Source organism: Pseudomonas sp. LBUM1674 (assembly GCF_059695635.1).
On record NZ_CP166779.1, the window covers coordinates 1,227,741 to 1,244,933 of the forward strand.

14 protein-coding genes are annotated in these 17,193 nt (G+C 60.6%); 5 read left to right on the top strand and 9 right to left on the bottom strand.

What is annotated here, in order from left to right; genetic code table 11:
* The first annotated feature begins 128 nt into the window (after positions 1-128).
* Positions 129-1,223: a PLP-dependent cysteine synthase family protein gene (locus ACA067_RS05660; RefSeq protein ID WP_497460936.1), complete on the top strand. Its 1,095-nt coding sequence runs from the start codon at positions 129-131 to the stop codon at positions 1,221-1,223.
* 158 nt (positions 1,224-1,381) lie between these two features.
* Here ACA067_RS05660 and ACA067_RS05665 read toward each other — a convergent pair whose 3' ends face one another.
* From ACA067_RS05665 to ACA067_RS05675, 3 genes are all read right to left on the bottom strand, one after another.
* On the bottom strand, positions 1,382-2,995 hold the full coding sequence (locus tag ACA067_RS05665) for an NAD(P)/FAD-dependent oxidoreductase (RefSeq protein ID WP_497460937.1): 1,614 nt from the start codon (positions 2,993-2,995) through the stop codon (positions 1,382-1,384).
* 95 nt (positions 2,996-3,090) lie between these two features.
* Positions 3,091-3,756 carry a COG3650 family protein gene (locus tag ACA067_RS05670; protein ID WP_497460938.1) on the bottom strand — a complete coding sequence of 222 codons (666 nt, stop codon included), beginning with the start codon at positions 3,754-3,756 and terminating at the stop codon, positions 3,091-3,093.
* A 186-nt stretch (positions 3,757-3,942) separates the two neighbouring features.
* The gene (locus ACA067_RS05675) at positions 3,943-4,542 is read right to left on the bottom strand and encodes a short chain dehydrogenase (protein ID WP_497460939.1); all 600 of its coding nucleotides are present in this window, start codon (positions 4,540-4,542) and stop codon (positions 3,943-3,945) included.
* A 105-nt stretch (positions 4,543-4,647) separates the two neighbouring features.
* Here ACA067_RS05675 and ACA067_RS05680 point away from each other — a divergent pair, with 105 nt between their 5' ends.
* A complete protein-coding gene (locus ACA067_RS05680; protein ID WP_497460940.1) occupies positions 4,648-5,556 on the top strand; it encodes a LysR family transcriptional regulator in 909 nt (302 codons plus the stop codon).
* Positions 5,557-5,755: 199 nt separating this feature from the next.
* Here ACA067_RS05680 and ACA067_RS05685 read toward each other — a convergent pair whose 3' ends face one another.
* From ACA067_RS05685 to ACA067_RS05705, 5 genes are all read right to left on the bottom strand, one after another.
* On the bottom strand, positions 5,756-6,457 hold the full coding sequence (locus ACA067_RS05685; RefSeq protein WP_064676186.1) for an ABC transporter ATP-binding protein: 702 nt from the start codon (positions 6,455-6,457) through the stop codon (positions 5,756-5,758).
* Positions 6,458-7,225: a high-affinity branched-chain amino acid ABC transporter ATP-binding protein LivG gene (gene livG / locus ACA067_RS05690; protein WP_497460941.1), complete on the bottom strand. Its 768-nt coding sequence runs from the start codon at positions 7,223-7,225 to the stop codon at positions 6,458-6,460.
* The gene (locus ACA067_RS05695; protein WP_497460942.1) at positions 7,222-8,478 is read right to left on the bottom strand and encodes a high-affinity branched-chain amino acid ABC transporter permease LivM; all 1,257 of its coding nucleotides are present in this window, start codon (positions 8,476-8,478) and stop codon (positions 7,222-7,224) included. Before ACA067_RS05695 ends, livG begins: the two co-directional genes overlap by 4 nt.
* Positions 8,475-9,398: a high-affinity branched-chain amino acid ABC transporter permease LivH gene (livH, locus tag ACA067_RS05700; RefSeq protein ID WP_497460943.1), complete on the bottom strand. Its 924-nt coding sequence runs from the start codon at positions 9,396-9,398 to the stop codon at positions 8,475-8,477. The genes ACA067_RS05695 and livH overlap by 4 nt, the downstream gene beginning before the upstream one ends.
* 232 nt (positions 9,399-9,630) lie before the next feature.
* Positions 9,631-10,758 (bottom strand): branched-chain amino acid ABC transporter substrate-binding protein, encoded by a 1,128-nt coding sequence (locus tag ACA067_RS05705; protein WP_307340682.1) that lies wholly within the window; start codon positions 10,756-10,758, stop codon positions 9,631-9,633.
* Between the two features lie 336 nt (positions 10,759-11,094).
* Here ACA067_RS05705 and ACA067_RS05710 point away from each other — a divergent pair, with 336 nt between their 5' ends.
* From ACA067_RS05710 to ACA067_RS05720, 3 genes are all read left to right on the top strand, one after another.
* A complete protein-coding gene (locus ACA067_RS05710) occupies positions 11,095-11,400 on the top strand; it encodes a DUF2288 domain-containing protein (RefSeq protein WP_497460944.1) in 306 nt (101 codons plus the stop codon).
* 235 nt (positions 11,401-11,635) lie between these two features.
* Positions 11,636-12,529 carry an NAD(P)-dependent oxidoreductase gene (locus ACA067_RS05715; protein WP_497460945.1) on the top strand — a complete coding sequence of 298 codons (894 nt, stop codon included), beginning with the start codon at positions 11,636-11,638 and terminating at the stop codon, positions 12,527-12,529.
* 181 nt (positions 12,530-12,710) lie between these two features.
* On the top strand, positions 12,711-14,060 hold the full coding sequence (locus tag ACA067_RS05720; protein ID WP_497460946.1) for a spinster family MFS transporter: 1,350 nt from the start codon (positions 12,711-12,713) through the stop codon (positions 14,058-14,060).
* A gap of 197 nt (positions 14,061-14,257) precedes the next feature.
* Here the strand turns inward: ACA067_RS05720 and rapA are convergent, their stop codons facing one another.
* Positions 14,258-17,104 (bottom strand): RNA polymerase-associated protein RapA, encoded by a 2,847-nt coding sequence (gene rapA / locus ACA067_RS05725; RefSeq protein ID WP_497460947.1) that lies wholly within the window; start codon positions 17,102-17,104, stop codon positions 14,258-14,260.
* Between the last annotated feature and the right edge of the window lie 89 nt (positions 17,105-17,193).

Sequence of the window (17,193 nt, forward strand, 5' to 3'; positions counted from 1 at the left end):
CGACACGGAGCTGAGCCTAGCAGTTGCCGGGCGTATTGAACCTCAGCTGTATCTGTGCGTGATGTAGGATCTTTCCTAAGCTTGTCAGCTGAGCCTTGCAGTAAGGCCGACTCGACGAGAAAACCACCATGAGCGACAACCGACAGTGGGCCCGCGAAGCCATCCGGATCATCGAAGCCGATTTCCAGCGAAGTGCCGACACCCACCTGATCCCCTTGCCTCTGCCGGGTTTCCCAGGCATCGAATTGTATTTCAAGGACGAGTCCAGCCATCCCACCGGTAGCCTGAAACACCGGTTGGCGCGCTCGTTGTTCCTCTATGCGCTGTGTAATGGCTGGCTCAAGCCCGGAGCACCGGTGATCGAGGCTTCCAGCGGCTCGACGGCGATTTCCGAAGCGTATTTCGCCCGTTTGCTGGGATTGCCGTTCATTGCGGTGATGCCCGCGACTACCTCCAAAGAGAAGATCGCGCAGATTGCTTTCTACGGTGGTCAGAGTCATCTGGTGGAGGATCCAACCCAGATCTATGCCGAATCCGAGCGCCTGGCCCGCGAGCAGGATGGGCATTTCATCGACCAATTCACCTACGCCGAGCGCGCCACCGATTGGCGAGCCAACAACAACATCGCCGAATCGATCTTCCAGCAGATGCGTTTCGAGCAGCACCCCGAGCCGAGCTGGCTGATTTCCAGCCCCGGTACCGGCGGTACCACGGCGACCCTCGGTCGTTATGTCCGTTATCGCCAGCATTGCACCCGGGTGCTGTGCGCCGATGCCGAGCGTTCGGTGTTTTTCGATTACTACCTGACAGGCGATGCCAGCCTGCGCCTGGACCATGGTTCGCGAATCGAGGGCATTGGCCGGCCCCGGGTAGAAGCGTCGTTCCTGCCCAAGGTGATCGATGCGATGGTCAAGGTGCCGGACGCCCTGTCACTGGCGGCGATGCATTATCTGGCACAACACTTGGGACGGCGAGTGGGCGGATCCAGCGGGACCAACCTGATTGGCGCATTGATGGCGGCTCAGCAGATGGTTGCAGCGGGGGAGTCGGGGTCGATCGTGGCGATTTTGTGTGATGGCGGTGAGCGCTATGCAACCACCTATTACGATCAGGATTGGCTCAAGGCCCAGGGGTATGAGTTGAGTGGTTTGATGGACGCGGTGGCGGCTAGCGCCGAGCGCGGTGAGCCGCTGCCGGCGACAGTCCTTCGCGCCAATATCTGAGATCTTTCATACACTGAAGACCCTTGTGGGAGCCGGCGGTGCGACGATTCGACTTGCCCGCGATAGCGGATTCAAATTCAACAGAGATGTTGACTGATCCACCGCTATCGCGGGCAAGCCCGGCTCCACAGGTTTTGTGTTGTATCCAGGAATGCGCGTCAGGCTTCGAGGCCGAGGATATCCCGCGCTACCGCTTCCGCAATCCGAATCCCATCCACACCCGCCGATAGGATCCCGCCCGCATAACCCGCGCCTTCACCCGCGGGAAACAGGCCCTTCACGTTCAGGCTCTGCATCGACTCGTTCCGGGTAATCCGCAGCGGCGATGAGGTCCGCGTTTCGATCCCGGTCAACACCGCGTCGTGCAGCGAGTAGCCACGGATCTGTTTCTCGAAGGCCGGCAAGGCTTCGCGAATGGCTTCGATGGCAAACGCCGGCAAGGCCAGCGCCAGATCACCCAACGCAACCCCCGGCTTGTAGGACGGTTCGACACTGCCCAATTCGGTGGACGGTTTGCCCGCGATAAAGTCGCCAACCAGTTGCGCCGGCGCTTCGTAGTTGCTGCCGCCCAGCACAAAGGCGTGGGATTCCAGGCGCTCCTGCAGCTCGATCCCGGCCAGCGGGCCACCCGGATAATCGACTTCCGGGGTGATGCCGACGACGATCCCGGAGTTGGCGTTGCGCTCGTTACGCGAGTACTGGCTCATGCCGTTGGTGACCACGCGGTTCGGCTCGGAGGTCGCTGCGACGACCGTGCCGCCCGGGCACATGCAGAAGCTGTAGACCGAACGCCCATTGCTGGCGTGGTGCACCAGTTTGTAATCGGCGGCACCGAGTTTCGGGTGGCCGGCGTACTTGCCCAGGCGCGCGCGGTCGATCAGCGACTGTGGGTGTTCGATGCGGAAACCCACCGAGAACGGCTTGGCTTCCATGAACACGCCACGGGCGTGAAGCATGCGAAAAGTGTCCCGGGCGCTGTGGCCAAGCGCCAGGATCACGTGCTTGGAATGGATCTGCTCGCCGCCGTTGAGTTCGACGCCGACCAGTTGGCCATCCTCGATCAACACGTCAGTGACACGCTGCTGGAAGCGCACTTCGCCGCCGAGGGCGCGAATTTGCTCACGCATGTTTTCCACGACACCGGTCAGACGGAACGTACCGATATGCGGTTTGCTGACGTAGAGGATTTCTTCCGGTGCGCCGGCCTTGACGAACTCGTGCAGGACTTTGCGCCCGACGAACTTCGGATCCTTGATCTGGCTGTAGAGCTTGCCATCGGAGAACGTACCCGCGCCGCCCTCGCCGAACTGCACGTTGGACTCGGGATTGAGCACGCTCTTGCGCCACAGGCCCCAGGTGTCCTTGGTGCGTTGCCGCACTTCGGTGCCGCGTTCGAGGATGATCGGCTTGAAACCCATTTGCGCCAGCAGCAGCCCGGCGAAAATCCCGCACGGCCCGAAACCGACGACAATCGGGCGTTGCTGCAGATCATCCGGCGCCTGGCCAACCGGCTTGTAGCTGACATCCGGCGCCACGTTGACGTTACGGTCATCGGCGAACCTGTGCAGCACCGCCGCCTCATCGCGAACGTTGAGGTCAATGGTGTAGATGAAGCACAGTTCGGAGGACTTTTTGCGCGCATCGTAGCTGCGCTTGAACAAGGTGTAATCGAGCAGGTCATCACTGGCGATCCCCAGGCGCTGCACGATGGCAGGGCGCAGGTCTTCATCGGGATGGTCGATCGGCAGCTTGAGTTCGGTGATTCGTAACATGACGGGATCCGGTTCGCGGGGCGCACAACTGCGCCAAGGCGTATGAAACCGGGGATTATAAGCCCCAAAGGCGCATTCCCGTGAGGCTTAAACGATCAGTCGTCCCGGGATCCGCCGAAATACCCGCAGCCGCGCTGAACCTTGCCATCGATGCGTAGTTCGGCGCTCATGTGCTGGACACTGCCGGTCGTGCTGTCGACACAACGTTGCGGCGTGACCCACAGCTCGATGTGCTGGTTATTGGCTTCGGTGCTGAGGTTGAAGCGGCCATCGCCCAGTTGTTCTTCAACGTACGGCACCGCCAATGGCTTCTGACCGACGCGCTCGATAATCATGCCTTTGGCGCTGACCCTCACGTTCCACTCAGGGTCGTGGCCGGCAGCGCGCAAAATCAACTTTTTGAAGTCTGGATCGTCACAGGCGGTGCCCGAACGCTCGACCCGGTACAGCTGCTGCAAATCGAGTCGGTTATCGGCGCCACTGGCGACGATCCGGCCGCGCACGTCGGCGAACAACTTGCCCCGGGCATTGGCCAACGTGGCGGCCTCTTGCAGGACGCTGGTGCCTCCGGTGTCGTTGACCACGTAACTGCGCTGCTCATTGCACGGCTGGAACAGCAGCTTGCCGTCGGCCGCCGTCAACTGGCCCTGTAAGCGGGTTTGCCCCACGTTGGAGGCGCTTTCACGGGGGCCATCCAGCAATTGGCACGCGGCGAACAGCGGAAGCAGGGCAACAAGGACTAAGGAACGGGCGACACGCATCTTTGGTTCTCCAGACAAGTGCCGCCACGTTACTCAGCCTGACCGTTCATCACAACCCTGAGAAAGATCGCGGGGTCTTAAAATCAAAAGCCAGATCAAAAGATCGCAGCCTGCGGCAGCTCCTACGGTGGAGCGCACTTTTGTAGGAGCTGGCGAAGCCTGCGATCTTTTGATCCTTAGCCAGGTTCAGCCCACATGAAAAGTCTGACCGGTTTGCAAGCCTTCGACGCTTTTGGCGTAGGCCAGTGCCACATCGGCCGCCGGCACCGGTTTGTAGCCACGGAAGTACGGCGCGTACTTGCCCATGGCTTCGACCAATACGTTAGGGCTCACCGAGTTGACGCGCAGGCCGCGGGGCAACTCAATCGCAGCGGCACGGACAAAGCTGTCGAGCGCGCCATTGACCAGGGCTGCCGAGGCGCCGCTGCGAATCGGGTCGTGGCTGAGCACGCCGGTAGTGAAGGTGAACGACGCGCCGTCGTTGGCGAATTCACGGCCGATCAGCAGCAGGTTGACCTGCCCCATCAATTTATCCTTCAGGCCCAGCGCAAAACTGTCTTCGGTCATTTCGCTCAAGGGGGCGAAGGTCACGTTACCGGCGGCGCACACCAATGCATCGAACTTGCCGGTTTGCTCGAACAGTTGGCGAATCGAGGCGCTGTCGCTGATATCGACCTGTAAATCACCGCTGTTACGGCCGATGCGGATGATTTCGTGCCGCTCGGACAGTTCGTTGTCGATAGCTGAACCGATGGTGCCGCCGGCGCCGATCAAAAGAATTTTCATGGTGCTGATCCTCGAATGAGTTGAACGAGGCCCCAGTCTAGAGTGGTTTTTTACATTGATAAGCGTACTAATAGGCAACCTTTGGTTTTCAAATGGAAACAATCCATGAGCGAAATGGATGACCTGGCGGCGTTCGCGGTGTTGATCGAAGCGGGGAGTTTCACCCAGGCGGCACAGCAACTGGGTTGCAGCAAGGGGCAGCTGTCCAAGCGCATCAGCCTGTTGGAATCGCGGTTTTGCGTGGTGCTGCTGCAACGTACGACGCGCCGCCTCAGTCTGACCGCGGCGGGCGCGGCATTGCTGCCACAAGCCCAGGCGCTCGTAGTCCAAGTGGAGAGGGCGCGTCAGGCCTTGGCGCGATTGAAGGACGACATGGCCGGCCCGGTGCGTATGACGGTTCCGGTATCGCTGGGGGAAACCTTCTTCGATGGCTTGTTGCTGGAATTTTCTCATACCTATCCCGACGTGCAGATCGAGCTCGACCTCAGCAATGACTATCGTGATCTGTCCCGCGACGGTTTCGATCTCGCGGTTCGCTCCGAGGTGGGCAATGACGAGCGTCTGGTCGCCCGACCCCTGCTGGCCTGGCACGAGATGACCTGCGCGAGTCCGGGCTATCTCGAACAATACGGCGAACCGTTGACGCCTCAAGCGCTCGCTGCACACCGCTGTCTGCTCAACAGTCATTACAGCGGCCGCGAAGAGTGGCTTTATCATCAGCAACATGAGTTATTGCGGGTTCGCGTGTCCGGACCCTTCGCCAGCAACCATTACAGCCTGCTGAAGAAAGCGGCACTGGCCGGCGCCGGCATTGCGCGTTTGCCTTCCTATTTGCTGCAAACGGAATTGGCTGACGGACGATTGCGCTGGCTCCTGCGCGATTATCAAACCCGCAGAATGCCGATGTATCTGGTACATCCCTATCAGGGCGGTTTGCCCAAACGCACCCAGGTGCTGGCGGATTACTTGATCGACTGGTTCAAGCGCAGTGGCGAGGCGTTGGATCGGCTTTAACTGATCACACAACCCCCTGTAGGAGCTGGCTTGCCAGCGAAGGCGGCTTCACATCCAACGAAGATGTTGACTGATCCACCGCTTTCGCTGCGGTGCGGCGATCCGACAAGCCAGCTCCTACAGGGGATTTGCGGTGTTGTCGGGATAGGGGTGGGCATAAAAAAACGGCCCGAAGGCCGTTTCTGGTTACCGCAAAGGCTTAACCACCCAGATACGCTTCGCGCACTTTAGGATCGGTCAGCAACGCTTCACCCGTGCCTTGCATCACCACCCGGCCGTTTTCCAGCACGTAGGCGCGGTCAGCGATTTTCAGGGCCTGGTTGGCGTTCTGCTCCACCAGGAACACCGTCACGCCATCCTTGCGCAGCTGTTCGATGATGTCGAAGATCTGCTGGATGATGATCGGCGCCAGACCCAGCGACGGCTCGTCGAGCAGCAGCAGTTTGGGCTTGCTCATCAGCGCCCGGCCGATGGCGAGCATTTGCTGTTCGCCACCCGACATGGTGCCGCCGCGCTGGGCGAAGCGTTCTTTCAGGCGTGGGAAAAGTCCGAGAACCTTGTCCATCTGCTCCTGATAATCGCCCTTGTCGGTGAAGAAGCCGCCCATGGCGAGGTTTTCTTCCACGGTCAGGCGGGCAAACACCCGACGACCTTCCGGCACGACGGCGATGCTCTTGCGCATGATCTGCGCCGAGGTCTGCCCCACGAGCTCTTCGCCCATGTAGCGGATGCTGCCGCTGTGGGCCTGCGGCGAACCGCAGAGGGTCATCAGCAGGGTCGACTTGCCGGCACCGTTGGCACCGATAAGCGTCACGATTTCGCCCTGACGGATTTCCACGTTGACGCTGTGCAGGGCCTGGATCTTGCCGTAGAAGGTGGAAACGTTTTCGAATTGCAGCATTTACGCTTCCCCCAGGTAGGCTTTGATCACTTCAGGATTATCGCGGATCTGTTGCGGCGTGCCGTCGGCCAGGGGGGTGCCCTGGTTGATCACGACGATGTGGTCGGAAATGCTCATGACCAGTTTCATGTCGTGTTCGATCAGCAGCACGGTGACGTTGTGCTCTTCACGCAGCATGCTGATCAGCGCCTTGAGGTCCTCGGTTTCCTTCGGGTTCAGGCCGGCGGCCGGTTCGTCGAGCATGAGGATCCGCGGACGGGTCATCATGCAGCGAGCGATTTCCAGGCGACGTTGCTGACCGTAGGCCAGGGTGCCGGCCGGACGGTTGGCAAACGCCGTGAGGTTGACCTTGTCCAGCCAGTACTCGGCAAACTCCATGGCGTCGCGCTCGCTCTTGCGGAACCCCGGGGTTTTGAACAGGCCGGCCAGAAAGTTGGTGTTCAGGTGACGGTGCTGGGCGATCAACAGGTTCTCGACCGCCGTCATGTCCTTGAACAGCCGCACGTTCTGGAAGGTGCGCACCACGCCTTTGAGGGCGATCTTGTGGCCGGGCAGGCCTTCGATCGCCTGACCGTCAAGCAGGATGCTGCCACCGCTCGGTTTGTAGAAACCGGTCAGGCAGTTGAAGACGGTGGTCTTGCCGGCGCCGTTAGGGCCGATCAGCGCCACAACCTGTTTTTCTTTCACGGTCAGGGCTACGCCGTTGACCGCCAGCAAGCCGCCGAAGCGCATGCTCAGATTTTCGACTTTAAGGATCTCACGGCTCATTTGCGCAGCTCCATGTGAGGACGTTGCATGGGCAGCAGGCCTTGAGGACGCCAGATCATCATCAGCACCATCAAGGCGCCGAACATCAACATGCGGTACTCACTGAACTCACGCATCATTTCAGGCAACAGGATCATCACCACCGCGGCCAGGATCACGCCCAGCTGCGAGCCCATGCCACCCAACACCACAATGGCGAGAATGATCGCCGACTCGATGAAGGTGAAGGACTCCGGTGTTACCAGCCCCTGACGCGCAGCGAAGAAGCTGCCGGCGAAACCGGCGAAGCTGGCGCCCAGGGTGAAGGCCGACAACTTGATGACCGTAGGATTGAGACCCAGCGCACGGCAGGCGATTTCATCTTCACGCAACGCTTCCCAGGCGCGACCCAGAGGCATGCGCAGCAGGCGGTTGATGACGAACAGCGCCGCCAGCGCGAGGAACAATGCAACCAGGTAAAGGAAAATCACCTTGTTGATCGAGTTGTAGGCCAGGCCGAAGTACTCGTGGAAGGTCTGCATCCCTTCGGCCGCTTTACGCTCGAAGGTCAGGCCGAAGAACGTTGGTTTCTCGATATTGCTGATGCCATTCGGACCACCAGTGAGGCCGGTCAGGTTACGCAGGAACAGACGGATGATTTCACCGAAGCCCAGGGTCACGATCGCCAGGTAGTCACCGCGCAGACGCAATACGGGGAAACCGAGCAGGAAGCCGAAGGTGGCCGCCATCAGGCCGGCGATCGGCAGGCAGATCCAGAAGCTCAGGCCGTAGTAATGCGACAGCAACGCATAGCTGTAGGCGCCGACAGCATAGAAGCCCACGTAACCCAGGTCGAGCAGACCGGCCAGGCCGACCACGATGTTCAGGCCGAGGCCGAGCATCACGTAGATCAGCACCAGGGTGGCGATATCCACCGCCCCGCGAGAGCCGAAGAACGGCCAGACCAGGGCGCCGGCGATCAACGCGATGATAAACCAGCGCTGGGTGGACGGCAGGGTCAGGAAGTGACTGGCCTTGGCCGGAATCAGCGGCATGCTTGGCGAGGAGCGCCAGGCCGAGCTGATCTGCTGGTCGAACAGCACCCGCAGGAACATCAATACCGAGCACACGGCGATGGTGATCAGTGTGGTGTCACTGGTGCCATGGACCTCGAGGTTGATGCCGACGATGGTCAACTTCAGCCCGAGTACCGGATACGCCACAGCCCAAACCAAGAGCGCGCTGAACAACGCCTGTTTAAGATTCCTAGTCATACTTTCTCAACCTCCGGACGGCCCAGCAGGCCGGTTGGCCGGAACAACAACACCAGAACCAGCAGGCCGAACGCCACGACGTCCTTGTACTGGTCGCCGAAGATATCGGCACCGAAAGCTTCCGCCACCCCCAGCACGATCCCGCCGAGCATGGCTCCGGGGATACTGCCGATACCGCCCAGTACTGCGGCGGTGAAGGCCTTGAGGCCGACCAGGAAACCGGCGTTCGGGTTGATCACGCCGTATTGCATGCTCAGCAGCACGGCGGCGATGGCTGCCAGCGCGGCACCGATGACGAAGGTCAGGGCGATGATGTTGTTGGTGTTGATGCCCAGGAGGTTGGCCATCTTGATGTCTTCGGCACAGGCGCGGCAGGCGCGACCCAGGCGAGAGCGGGAGATGAACATCGTCAGGCCGAGCATGGCGACAAAAGTCACCACGAACACCACGATTTGCATGTAGGAAATCAGCACTTCTTGTGCGCCACCTGGCCCGAAGGAGAAGTTACCGGGGATCAGGTTGGGGATGGATTTGTCCTTGGAGTCTTGCGCCAGCAGAACCGTGTTCTGCAGGAAGATCGACATGCCGATGGCGGAAATCAGCGGGATCAGACGGTTACTGCCGCGCAAGGGGCGATAGGCGATCCGTTCGATACTGTAGCCGTAGGCACTGGTCACGACGATGGTCGCGATGAAAGCGGCGGTCATCAACAGCGGAACACTGTCGAGTCCCATCATGGCCAGCCCGGCGATGGCGATGAACGCCACGTACGAACCGATCATGTACACCTCGCCGTGGGCGAAGTTGATCATTCCAATGATGCCGTAAACCATCGTATAGCCGATGGCGATCAGGGCATACGTGCTGCCAATGGTCAGACCATTAACCAGCTGTTGGAGAAAGTGATAGATGTCAGGCATTACAGCGCTCCTAAAAACCTGATACGCATTTCACTGGTGGAGTCATTTTCCCGCTCGAGCCCCATGGATCTGCACCCACTTCGAATTCGAGATTGGCCAGCGAACCGCTGATGACGGTTTTGAGATTTTCAGGTGGGGAGGCTGGCGGATCACGCCAGCGCGGCCCAATACGTTCGTAAAACAAAGCCCACGGCACGCCGTGGGCTTTATTGGCAGTCAGTCAGGCAACGCCTTACTGAGGCTTGGCTTCAGTTTTTGGTTTGCCGAAGTGCCACTCGTAGACCACGAATTTGAAGTCTTTCAGGTCGCCCTTGTCATCGAAGCTCAGGTCGCCGGTCGGCGTCTTGAAGGTGCCTTTGTGGATGGCTTCAGCCACTTTGGCAGTGTCTTCGGACTTGGCAGTCTTGATGGCGTCAGCGATGACGGTCACAGCGGAGTAGGACGGGAACACGAACGGACCGCTCGGGTCTTCCTTCTTGGCTTTGAACGCATCAGCCAGGGCGATGTTGGCCGGATCCTGGTCGAAGGATTTCGGCAGGGTCACCAGCAGGCCTTCGGAAGCGTCCTTGGCGATCTGCGAAATGGAGTCGTTACCCACGCCTTCCGGACCCATGAACTTGGCTTTCAGGCCTTTTTCACTGGCTTGACGCAGGATCAGGCCCAGCTCCGGGTGGTAGCCGCCGTAGTAGACGAAGTCGACGTTGGCTTGCTTGAGTTTGGAGATCATCGACGAGAAGTCCTTGTCGCCGGCGTTGATGCCTTCGAACACGGCAACCTTGGTGCCTTTCTTCTCGAGGGTTTGTTTAACGGCGGTGGCGATGCCTTCACCGTATTGCTGTTTGTCGTGCAGAACGGCAACGATCTTCGGTTTTACGAAGTCGGCGATGTAGTTACCGGCGGCAGGGCCCTGGGCGCTGTCCAGACCGATGGTGCGGAACACCATTTTGTAGCCACGGGACGTGATGTCCGGGCTGGTGGCAGCCGGGGTGATCATGATCACGCCTTCGTCTTCGTAGATGTCCGAAGCCGGTTGGGTGGAGCTGGAGCACAGGTGACCGACGACGAACTTGACGCCGTCGTTGACGACTTTGTTCGCCACAGCCACGGCTTGTTTCGGATCACAGGCATCATCGTATTCAACGGCTTGAAGTTGCTTGCCGTCTACGCCGCCCTTGGCGTTGATCTGTTCGATGGCCATTTTGGCGCCACTGAATTGCATGTCGCCGTATTGGGCTACAGGGCCGGTTTTAGGGCCGGCGATGCCGATCTTGATGGTGTCGGCTGCGAACGAATGGCTGGCCACCCCGGCCAGAACCATAGCGGCAAACAGTTTGGAAATCTGCTTAGTAGCCTTAGTCATAGTGCTCCACTCTTACTGTTGTAGTTTTTATAGTCCTGGCGCCGTAGCAGCAGAACCGGGTCAGATACCTTCGATATCCTCCGGAAATGCCCCCGGCAACTGTACCGGTACAGTGTAGAGCGCCGATTGTCAGCCTGGGAAGCTGGCGCCAGGGGGCAAAACCTGAGGGTGTCGCTTAATTGAAAGAAAAAGACAGAATCGCGGCGGGGTTATAGCTGAAGTATCAGCAATCCTTGGCTTTCCTGCTGTTTTCGATCAGTAACTCAATTACATCCGGGTTTTTCTGCCAGACCACCGACGTTATGATGACGACGATTTCTTTTCCGGACAGGACCCATGACTCAAGAACCTAGCACCCTCTATGCCAAGCTGCTTGGTGAAACCGCATCTATCAACTGGAAGGAGCTGGAACCGTTCTTCGCCAAGGGTGCCCTGTTATGGGTCGATCCTGGCCTGGATTTGATCGCCGCCGCCGAGGCCGTGGCCACGGATGAAGATGAGAAAGTGGCTGCCTGGCTGGCCTCTGACCAGCTCGGCAAGCTGTCTGAAACGCGGGCGCTGGATCTTTTCGAACGTGATCCCGAGCTGTGGGCAGTGGTTGTTTCACCGTGGATTCTGATCCAGGAAAGGGCGACGAGCTGATGGCGTGCACATTATTGGTGCGCCGCTTCGCTGGATAAAAGTGTGTAGGTGAGTAGCGTGATGGCATGTTGCCGTGAAGAAAGACCACAGAAGGGTCTTGGCAAGGGTGACGTGCGCGTAACGGGAACAGTTTATTGCGCTGCCTTGGGGCCGCTTAATTGTTTCTGATTGTGAGCAAGGCAGTGGGTTTCGCGGCCAGTAATTGACGATCTTCAATCAAATGGGAGACTAAAGGATGGCAACGCTACCGCCGCTGGGATTTGCCGGGATTGGCCTGATGGGCTTGCCCCTGTGTCGGCGCCTGTTGGCAGCGGGTTATCCGCTGACCGTGTGGAATCGCAATCCGGCCAAGTGCGCGCCCCTGATCGAGGCCGGCGCGCGACAGGTCGCGACGCCTGCCGAGTTGTGCCAGCACGCGGACGTGGTGATGTTATGCCTGGCGGACACTTCAGTGGTGCGCGAGGTGGTTTTTGGCGCGGCGGGGGTGGCGCAAGGGGCGAAAAGCGGCCAACTGCTGGTGGATTTTTCCAGCCTGGAACCTGCCGCGACGCGGGAAATGGCGGCAACGCTGATCAGTCAGACCGGCATGAGCTGGCTGGACGCCCCAGTGTCCGGTGGCGTCGTCGGCGCGGAGGGCGGCAGCCTGGCGATCATGGTCGGCGGCGAAGCGACGGATCTGGAGCGAGTCAGGCCGCTGCTGCGCAGCCTCGGTCAGCGCGTGACCCACATGGGCGCCGTCGGGGCAGGGCAGGTGACCAAGGCTTGTAATCAGATGATTGTCGCCTGCAATGCGCTGGTGATCGCCGAAGTGGTGGCGTTGGCCGAACGCTCCGGCGTCGATGCCCGCCTGATCGCCGAGGCCCTGGCCGGCGGTTTCGCCGACTCCAGGCCCTTGCAGATACTCGCACCGCAAATGGCCGAGAGTCGTTTCGAACCGGTGAAATGGCACGTTCGCACGCTGCTCAAGGACCTCGACGCCGCCGTGCAGTTTTCCCGTGAACAGGGCTCGGCCACGCCCATCAGCGGATTGGCCGCACAACTGATGCGCCTGCATGGGGGCCAGGGCTTTTTGGAAAAGGACCCGTCAACGTTAGTGCAGCTGTACCGCGAGCCAGACTCGGAGGGCTGACCACTCGCTGCGATAGTGGGATGAGCGCCGGTGCCTTTGGAAATAAATCGTTGCATGGGCCACGCCTGCTGCCATGGGCAGGTATCAGCTTTACGAATAATTACAGACAGCTCCGGCGGGCCTGACTAGATTGCAGGTTCCGGGACAGTGATGTCCCAATAACAATAAAAGAGACGGACCCATGCAGAACTCGACCCAAGCGGCGAATGCCTGGCGCATTCTGTTCCTGCTGTTCCTGGCCAACCTGTTCAACTTTTTCGACCGCACCATCCCGGCCATCATCATCGAGCCGATCCGCATGGAATGGCACCTCAGCGACTTTCAGCTGGGGATCATCGGCACTGCATTCACCATCGTCTACGCCATCGCCGGCCTGCCTTTGGGGCGGATGGCCGATACCGGTTCGCGCAGCAAATTGATGGGCTGGGGCCTGGCGGCGTGGAGCGGGCTGACAGCCGTCAACGGGCTGGTGGGCAGTTTCTGGAGTTTCCTGATCGTGCGCATGGGCATCGGCATCGGCGAAGCCAGTTACGCGCCGGCTGCCAACTCGCTGATCGGCGACCTGTTCCCGGCCCACCGCCGCGCGCGGGCGATGGGCATTTTCATGCTCGGCCTGCCGTTGGGGTTATTGCTCGCGTTCTTCACCATTGGCTGGATGGTCAAGGCGTTCGACAGCTGGCGTGCGCCGTTCTTCATCGCGGCGGTGCCGGGGCTGATCCTGGCGGTCTTCATGTTCTTCATCAAGGAACCGAAACGCGGCGCAGCGGAAAGCGTGCAGGTCTCGCAGGAACGGGTGGACCGGCCAATCCGCCGCGTACTGGCAGTACCGACCTTCCTGTGGCTGGTGATGGCGGGGCTCTGTTTCAACTTCGCGACCTATGCCTGTAACTCGTTCCTGGTGCCGATGCTGCAGCGCTACTTCCTGATGCCGCTGCAGGAAGCAGCGGTGGCAACCGGGGTGATCGTCGGCGTCACCGGATTGTTCGGACTGACGCTGGGCGGCTGGGTCGCTGACAAGATTCACCAGCGCATAGCCAATGGTCGCCTGCTGTTCGCGGCATTCAGCCTGATCATCTCGACGGTGTGCACGGCCTGGGCCCTGCATGCGGGGCGGATCGAGATCGGGGTGTTTGTGGCGGTGTTCAGCCTGGGCTGGTTGTTTGCCTATAACTTCTACACCTGTGTTTACACGGCGATTCAGGACGTGGTCGAACCGCGCCTGCGGGCGACGGCCATGGCCCTGTTCTTTGCCGGTTTGTATTTGCTCGGCGGTGGGTTGGGGCCGGTGGTAGTGGGGGCTCTGTCCGATCACTTCGCCCATGCCGCCATGCTGTCGGCCGGTGCCGAACAGATGACCGAGGCGTTCAAGGCGGTGGGCCTGCATGACGCGATGTACCTGATTCCGGTGGCGTTGTTTTTCACGATGGTGTTTCTGGTCCTGGCTTCGCGGTGTTTCGTGCGCGATGCCAAGCGGATGAAAGATGGGTTGGTGGCTGTGGTTGAGCCTGGGGTTGCTGCGGCGACTGCCTGATCGCCATCGCGGGCAAGTCGGATCGCCGCACCGCCGCTCCCACAGGTTCAGTGGCGTTCATGGATTTTGGGCTCGACACGGACACTGTGGGAGCGAGCTTGCTCGCGAAGAGGCCCTCAAGAACAGCACACCAATCAAGCAGACAAAAAAAGGCCCGCATCGCTGCGGGCCTTTTGTTTAACGGGGCAGGGCCGGGATCAACCCGCCACCAACACCCGGATCGCTTCCAATCGCAACGCCGCCTTGTCGAGCATGGCCAACCCTTGCTCACGCTGTTTGCGCAGGGCAATCAGTTCGCTGTCGCGCACGGTCGGGTTGACCGCTTGCAACGCGGTCAGGCGCGCCAGTTCTTCGTCGGTGTCGGCGGCCAGGCGCCGCTGCGCTTCGGCAACGCGCTCGGCGTGACGCTGGAAGATCTTCTCTTCGCCGGCGTTGATCCGGGGCGACAGCTGATCGCGCTGGGCCTGGATGAACTTGTTGGCGCTGGCGCGAGGCACGCTTTCCAGCTGGTCGTTCAGGGTCTCGAACGAGACCCGGGCCGACAGGTCGTTGCCATTGGCATCCAGCAGGCAGCGCAGGGCGGCCGGCGGCAGGTAACGGCCCAGTTGCAGCGAGCGCGGGGCAACCACTTCGCTGACGTAGAGCAGTTCCAGCAACACGGTGCCGGGTTTGAGCGCCTTGTTCTTGATCAGCGCCACGGCGGTGTTGCCCATCGAACCGGACAGCACCAGGTCCATGCCACCCTGAACCATCGGGTGTTCCCAGGTGATGAACTGCATGTCTTCGCGAGACAGCGCCTGGTTGCGGTCGTAGGTGATGGTCACGCCTTCGTCGTCGCCCAGCGGGAAGCTGGCGTCGAGCATTTTTTCGCTCGGCTTGAGGATCAGCGCGTTTTCCGAATGGTCTTCGCTGTCGATACCGAAGGCGTCGAACAGGGTTTCCATGTAGATCGGCAGCGCGAACTGATCGTCTTGCTCAAGGATATCCTCGACCAGCGCATCGCCTTCGCCGGCGCCGCCGGAGTTGAGCTCCAGCAGGCGGTCACGGCCGGTGTGCAGCTCGGCTTCCAGACGTTCACGCTCGGCGCGGGCTTCGTCGATCAGCGCTTGCCACTCGCCATCGTCGGCGTTTTCCAGCAACGGCAGCAGACGTGGGCCGAACTGATGCTGCAAGGCGTTGCCGGTCGGGCAGGTGTTGAGGAACGCGTTCAGGGCTTCGTGGTACCACTGGAACAGCCGCTCTTGCGGGCTGGTTTCCAGGTACGGCACGTGCACTTCGATGATGTGCTTCTGGCCGATCCGGTCCAGGCGACCGATACGCTGTTCCAGCAAGTCCGGGTGCGATGGCAGATCGAACAGCACCAGATGGTGCGAGAACTGGAAGTTGCGACCTTCACTGCCGATTTCCGAGCAGATCAGCACTTGCGCACCAAATTCTTCGTCGGCGAAGTAGGCGGCGGCGCGGTCCCGCTCGAGGATGTTCATGCCTTCATGGAACACCGTGGCCGGAATGCCGGAACGCACGCGCAGGGCGTCTTCCAGGTCCATGGCGGTTTCGGCGTGGGCGCAGATCACCAGCACTTTGGTGCGCTTGAGCATCTTCAGGGTATCGATCAGCCATTCGACGCGCGGGTCGAATTTCCACCAGCGCTCTTCTTCGTTGGCGTCCGGCTGGGCCTGGAAGCTGACTTCCGGGTACAGCTCGGCGTGATCGCCCAGCGGCAGTTCGAGGTATTCGTCCGGGCACGGCAGCGGGTACGGGTGCAGTTTGCGCTCCGGGAAACCCTGCACCGCAGCGCGGGTGTTACGGAACAGTACGCGGCCGGTGCCGTGGCGGTCCAGCAGTTCGCGGACAAGGCGGGCGCTGGCTTCGGTATCGCCATCGTTGACCGCGGTCAGCAACGCTTCGCCTTCGTTGCCGAGGAAACCGTGGATAGTCTTGTGCGCTTCAGGCGACAGGCGCCCCTTGTCCAACAGCTCCTGAACGGCTTCGGCTACCGGGCGATAGTTTTCGCTCTCGGCGCGGAAGGCCTGCAGGTCATGGAAACGGTTCGGGTCGAGCAGGCGCAGACGGGCAAAGTGGCTGTCCTGGCCCAGTTGTTCCGGGGTTGCGGTCAGCAGCAATACGCCAGGGATCGTTTCAGCAAGCTGCTCGACCAGGCTGTACTCGGGGCTGGCCTTGTCTTCGTGCCACACCAGGTGGTGGGCTTCGTCGACCACCATCAGGTCCCAGCCGGCAGCGAACAGTGCGTCCTGGGCCTTCTCGTCTTCCACCAGCCACTCGAGTGCAACCAGCGCGAGCTGGGTGTCTTCGAACGGGTTGGAGGCATCGCTTTCGATGAAGCGTTCTTCGTCGAACAGCGCGACTTGCAGGTTGAAGCGGCGGCGCATCTCCACCAGCCACTGGTGCTGCAGGTTTTCCGGCACCAGGATCAGCACGCGGTTGGCCCGACCCGAGAGCAGTTGGCGATGGATCACCAGGCCGGCTTCGATGGTCTTGCCCAGGCCCACTTCGTCCGCCAGCAATACCCGCGGCGCAATGCGGTCGGCGACTTCACGGGCGATGTGCAACTGGTGCGCGATCGGTTGCGCACGCACGCCGCCCAGGCCCCACAGCGAGGACTGCAATTGGCGGCTGGTGTGCTCCAGGGTGTGATAACGCAGGGAGAACCAGGGCAGCGGATCGATTTGCCCGGCAAACAGGCGGTCACTGGCCAGGCGGAACTGGATGAAGTTCGACAGTTGGGTTTCCGGCAGGGTGACCACTTCGTTCTGTGCATTGAGGCCGTGGTAGACCAACAGGCCGTCGACGTCGTCGACTTCCTGTACGGTCAGTTTCCAGCCTTCGAAGTGAGTGATCGAATCGCCCGGCGAAAACCGCACGCGAGTGAGCGGCGCATTCCGTAGCGCGTACTGGCGAGTGTCGCCAGTGGCCGGATAGAGCACGGTCAACAAGCGGCCGTCCTGTGCCAGAACGGTGCCCAATCCCAGCTCGGCTTCGCTGTCACTGATCCAGCGTTGCCCCGGTTGATACTGCTGCGCCATGCTGCCTGACTCCCACCTTGAAAAAGCGGGCTATCTTAACGGAATGAGGGCTTCAGGGCCAAAGGACTCTCATAAAACTCACGGTATTT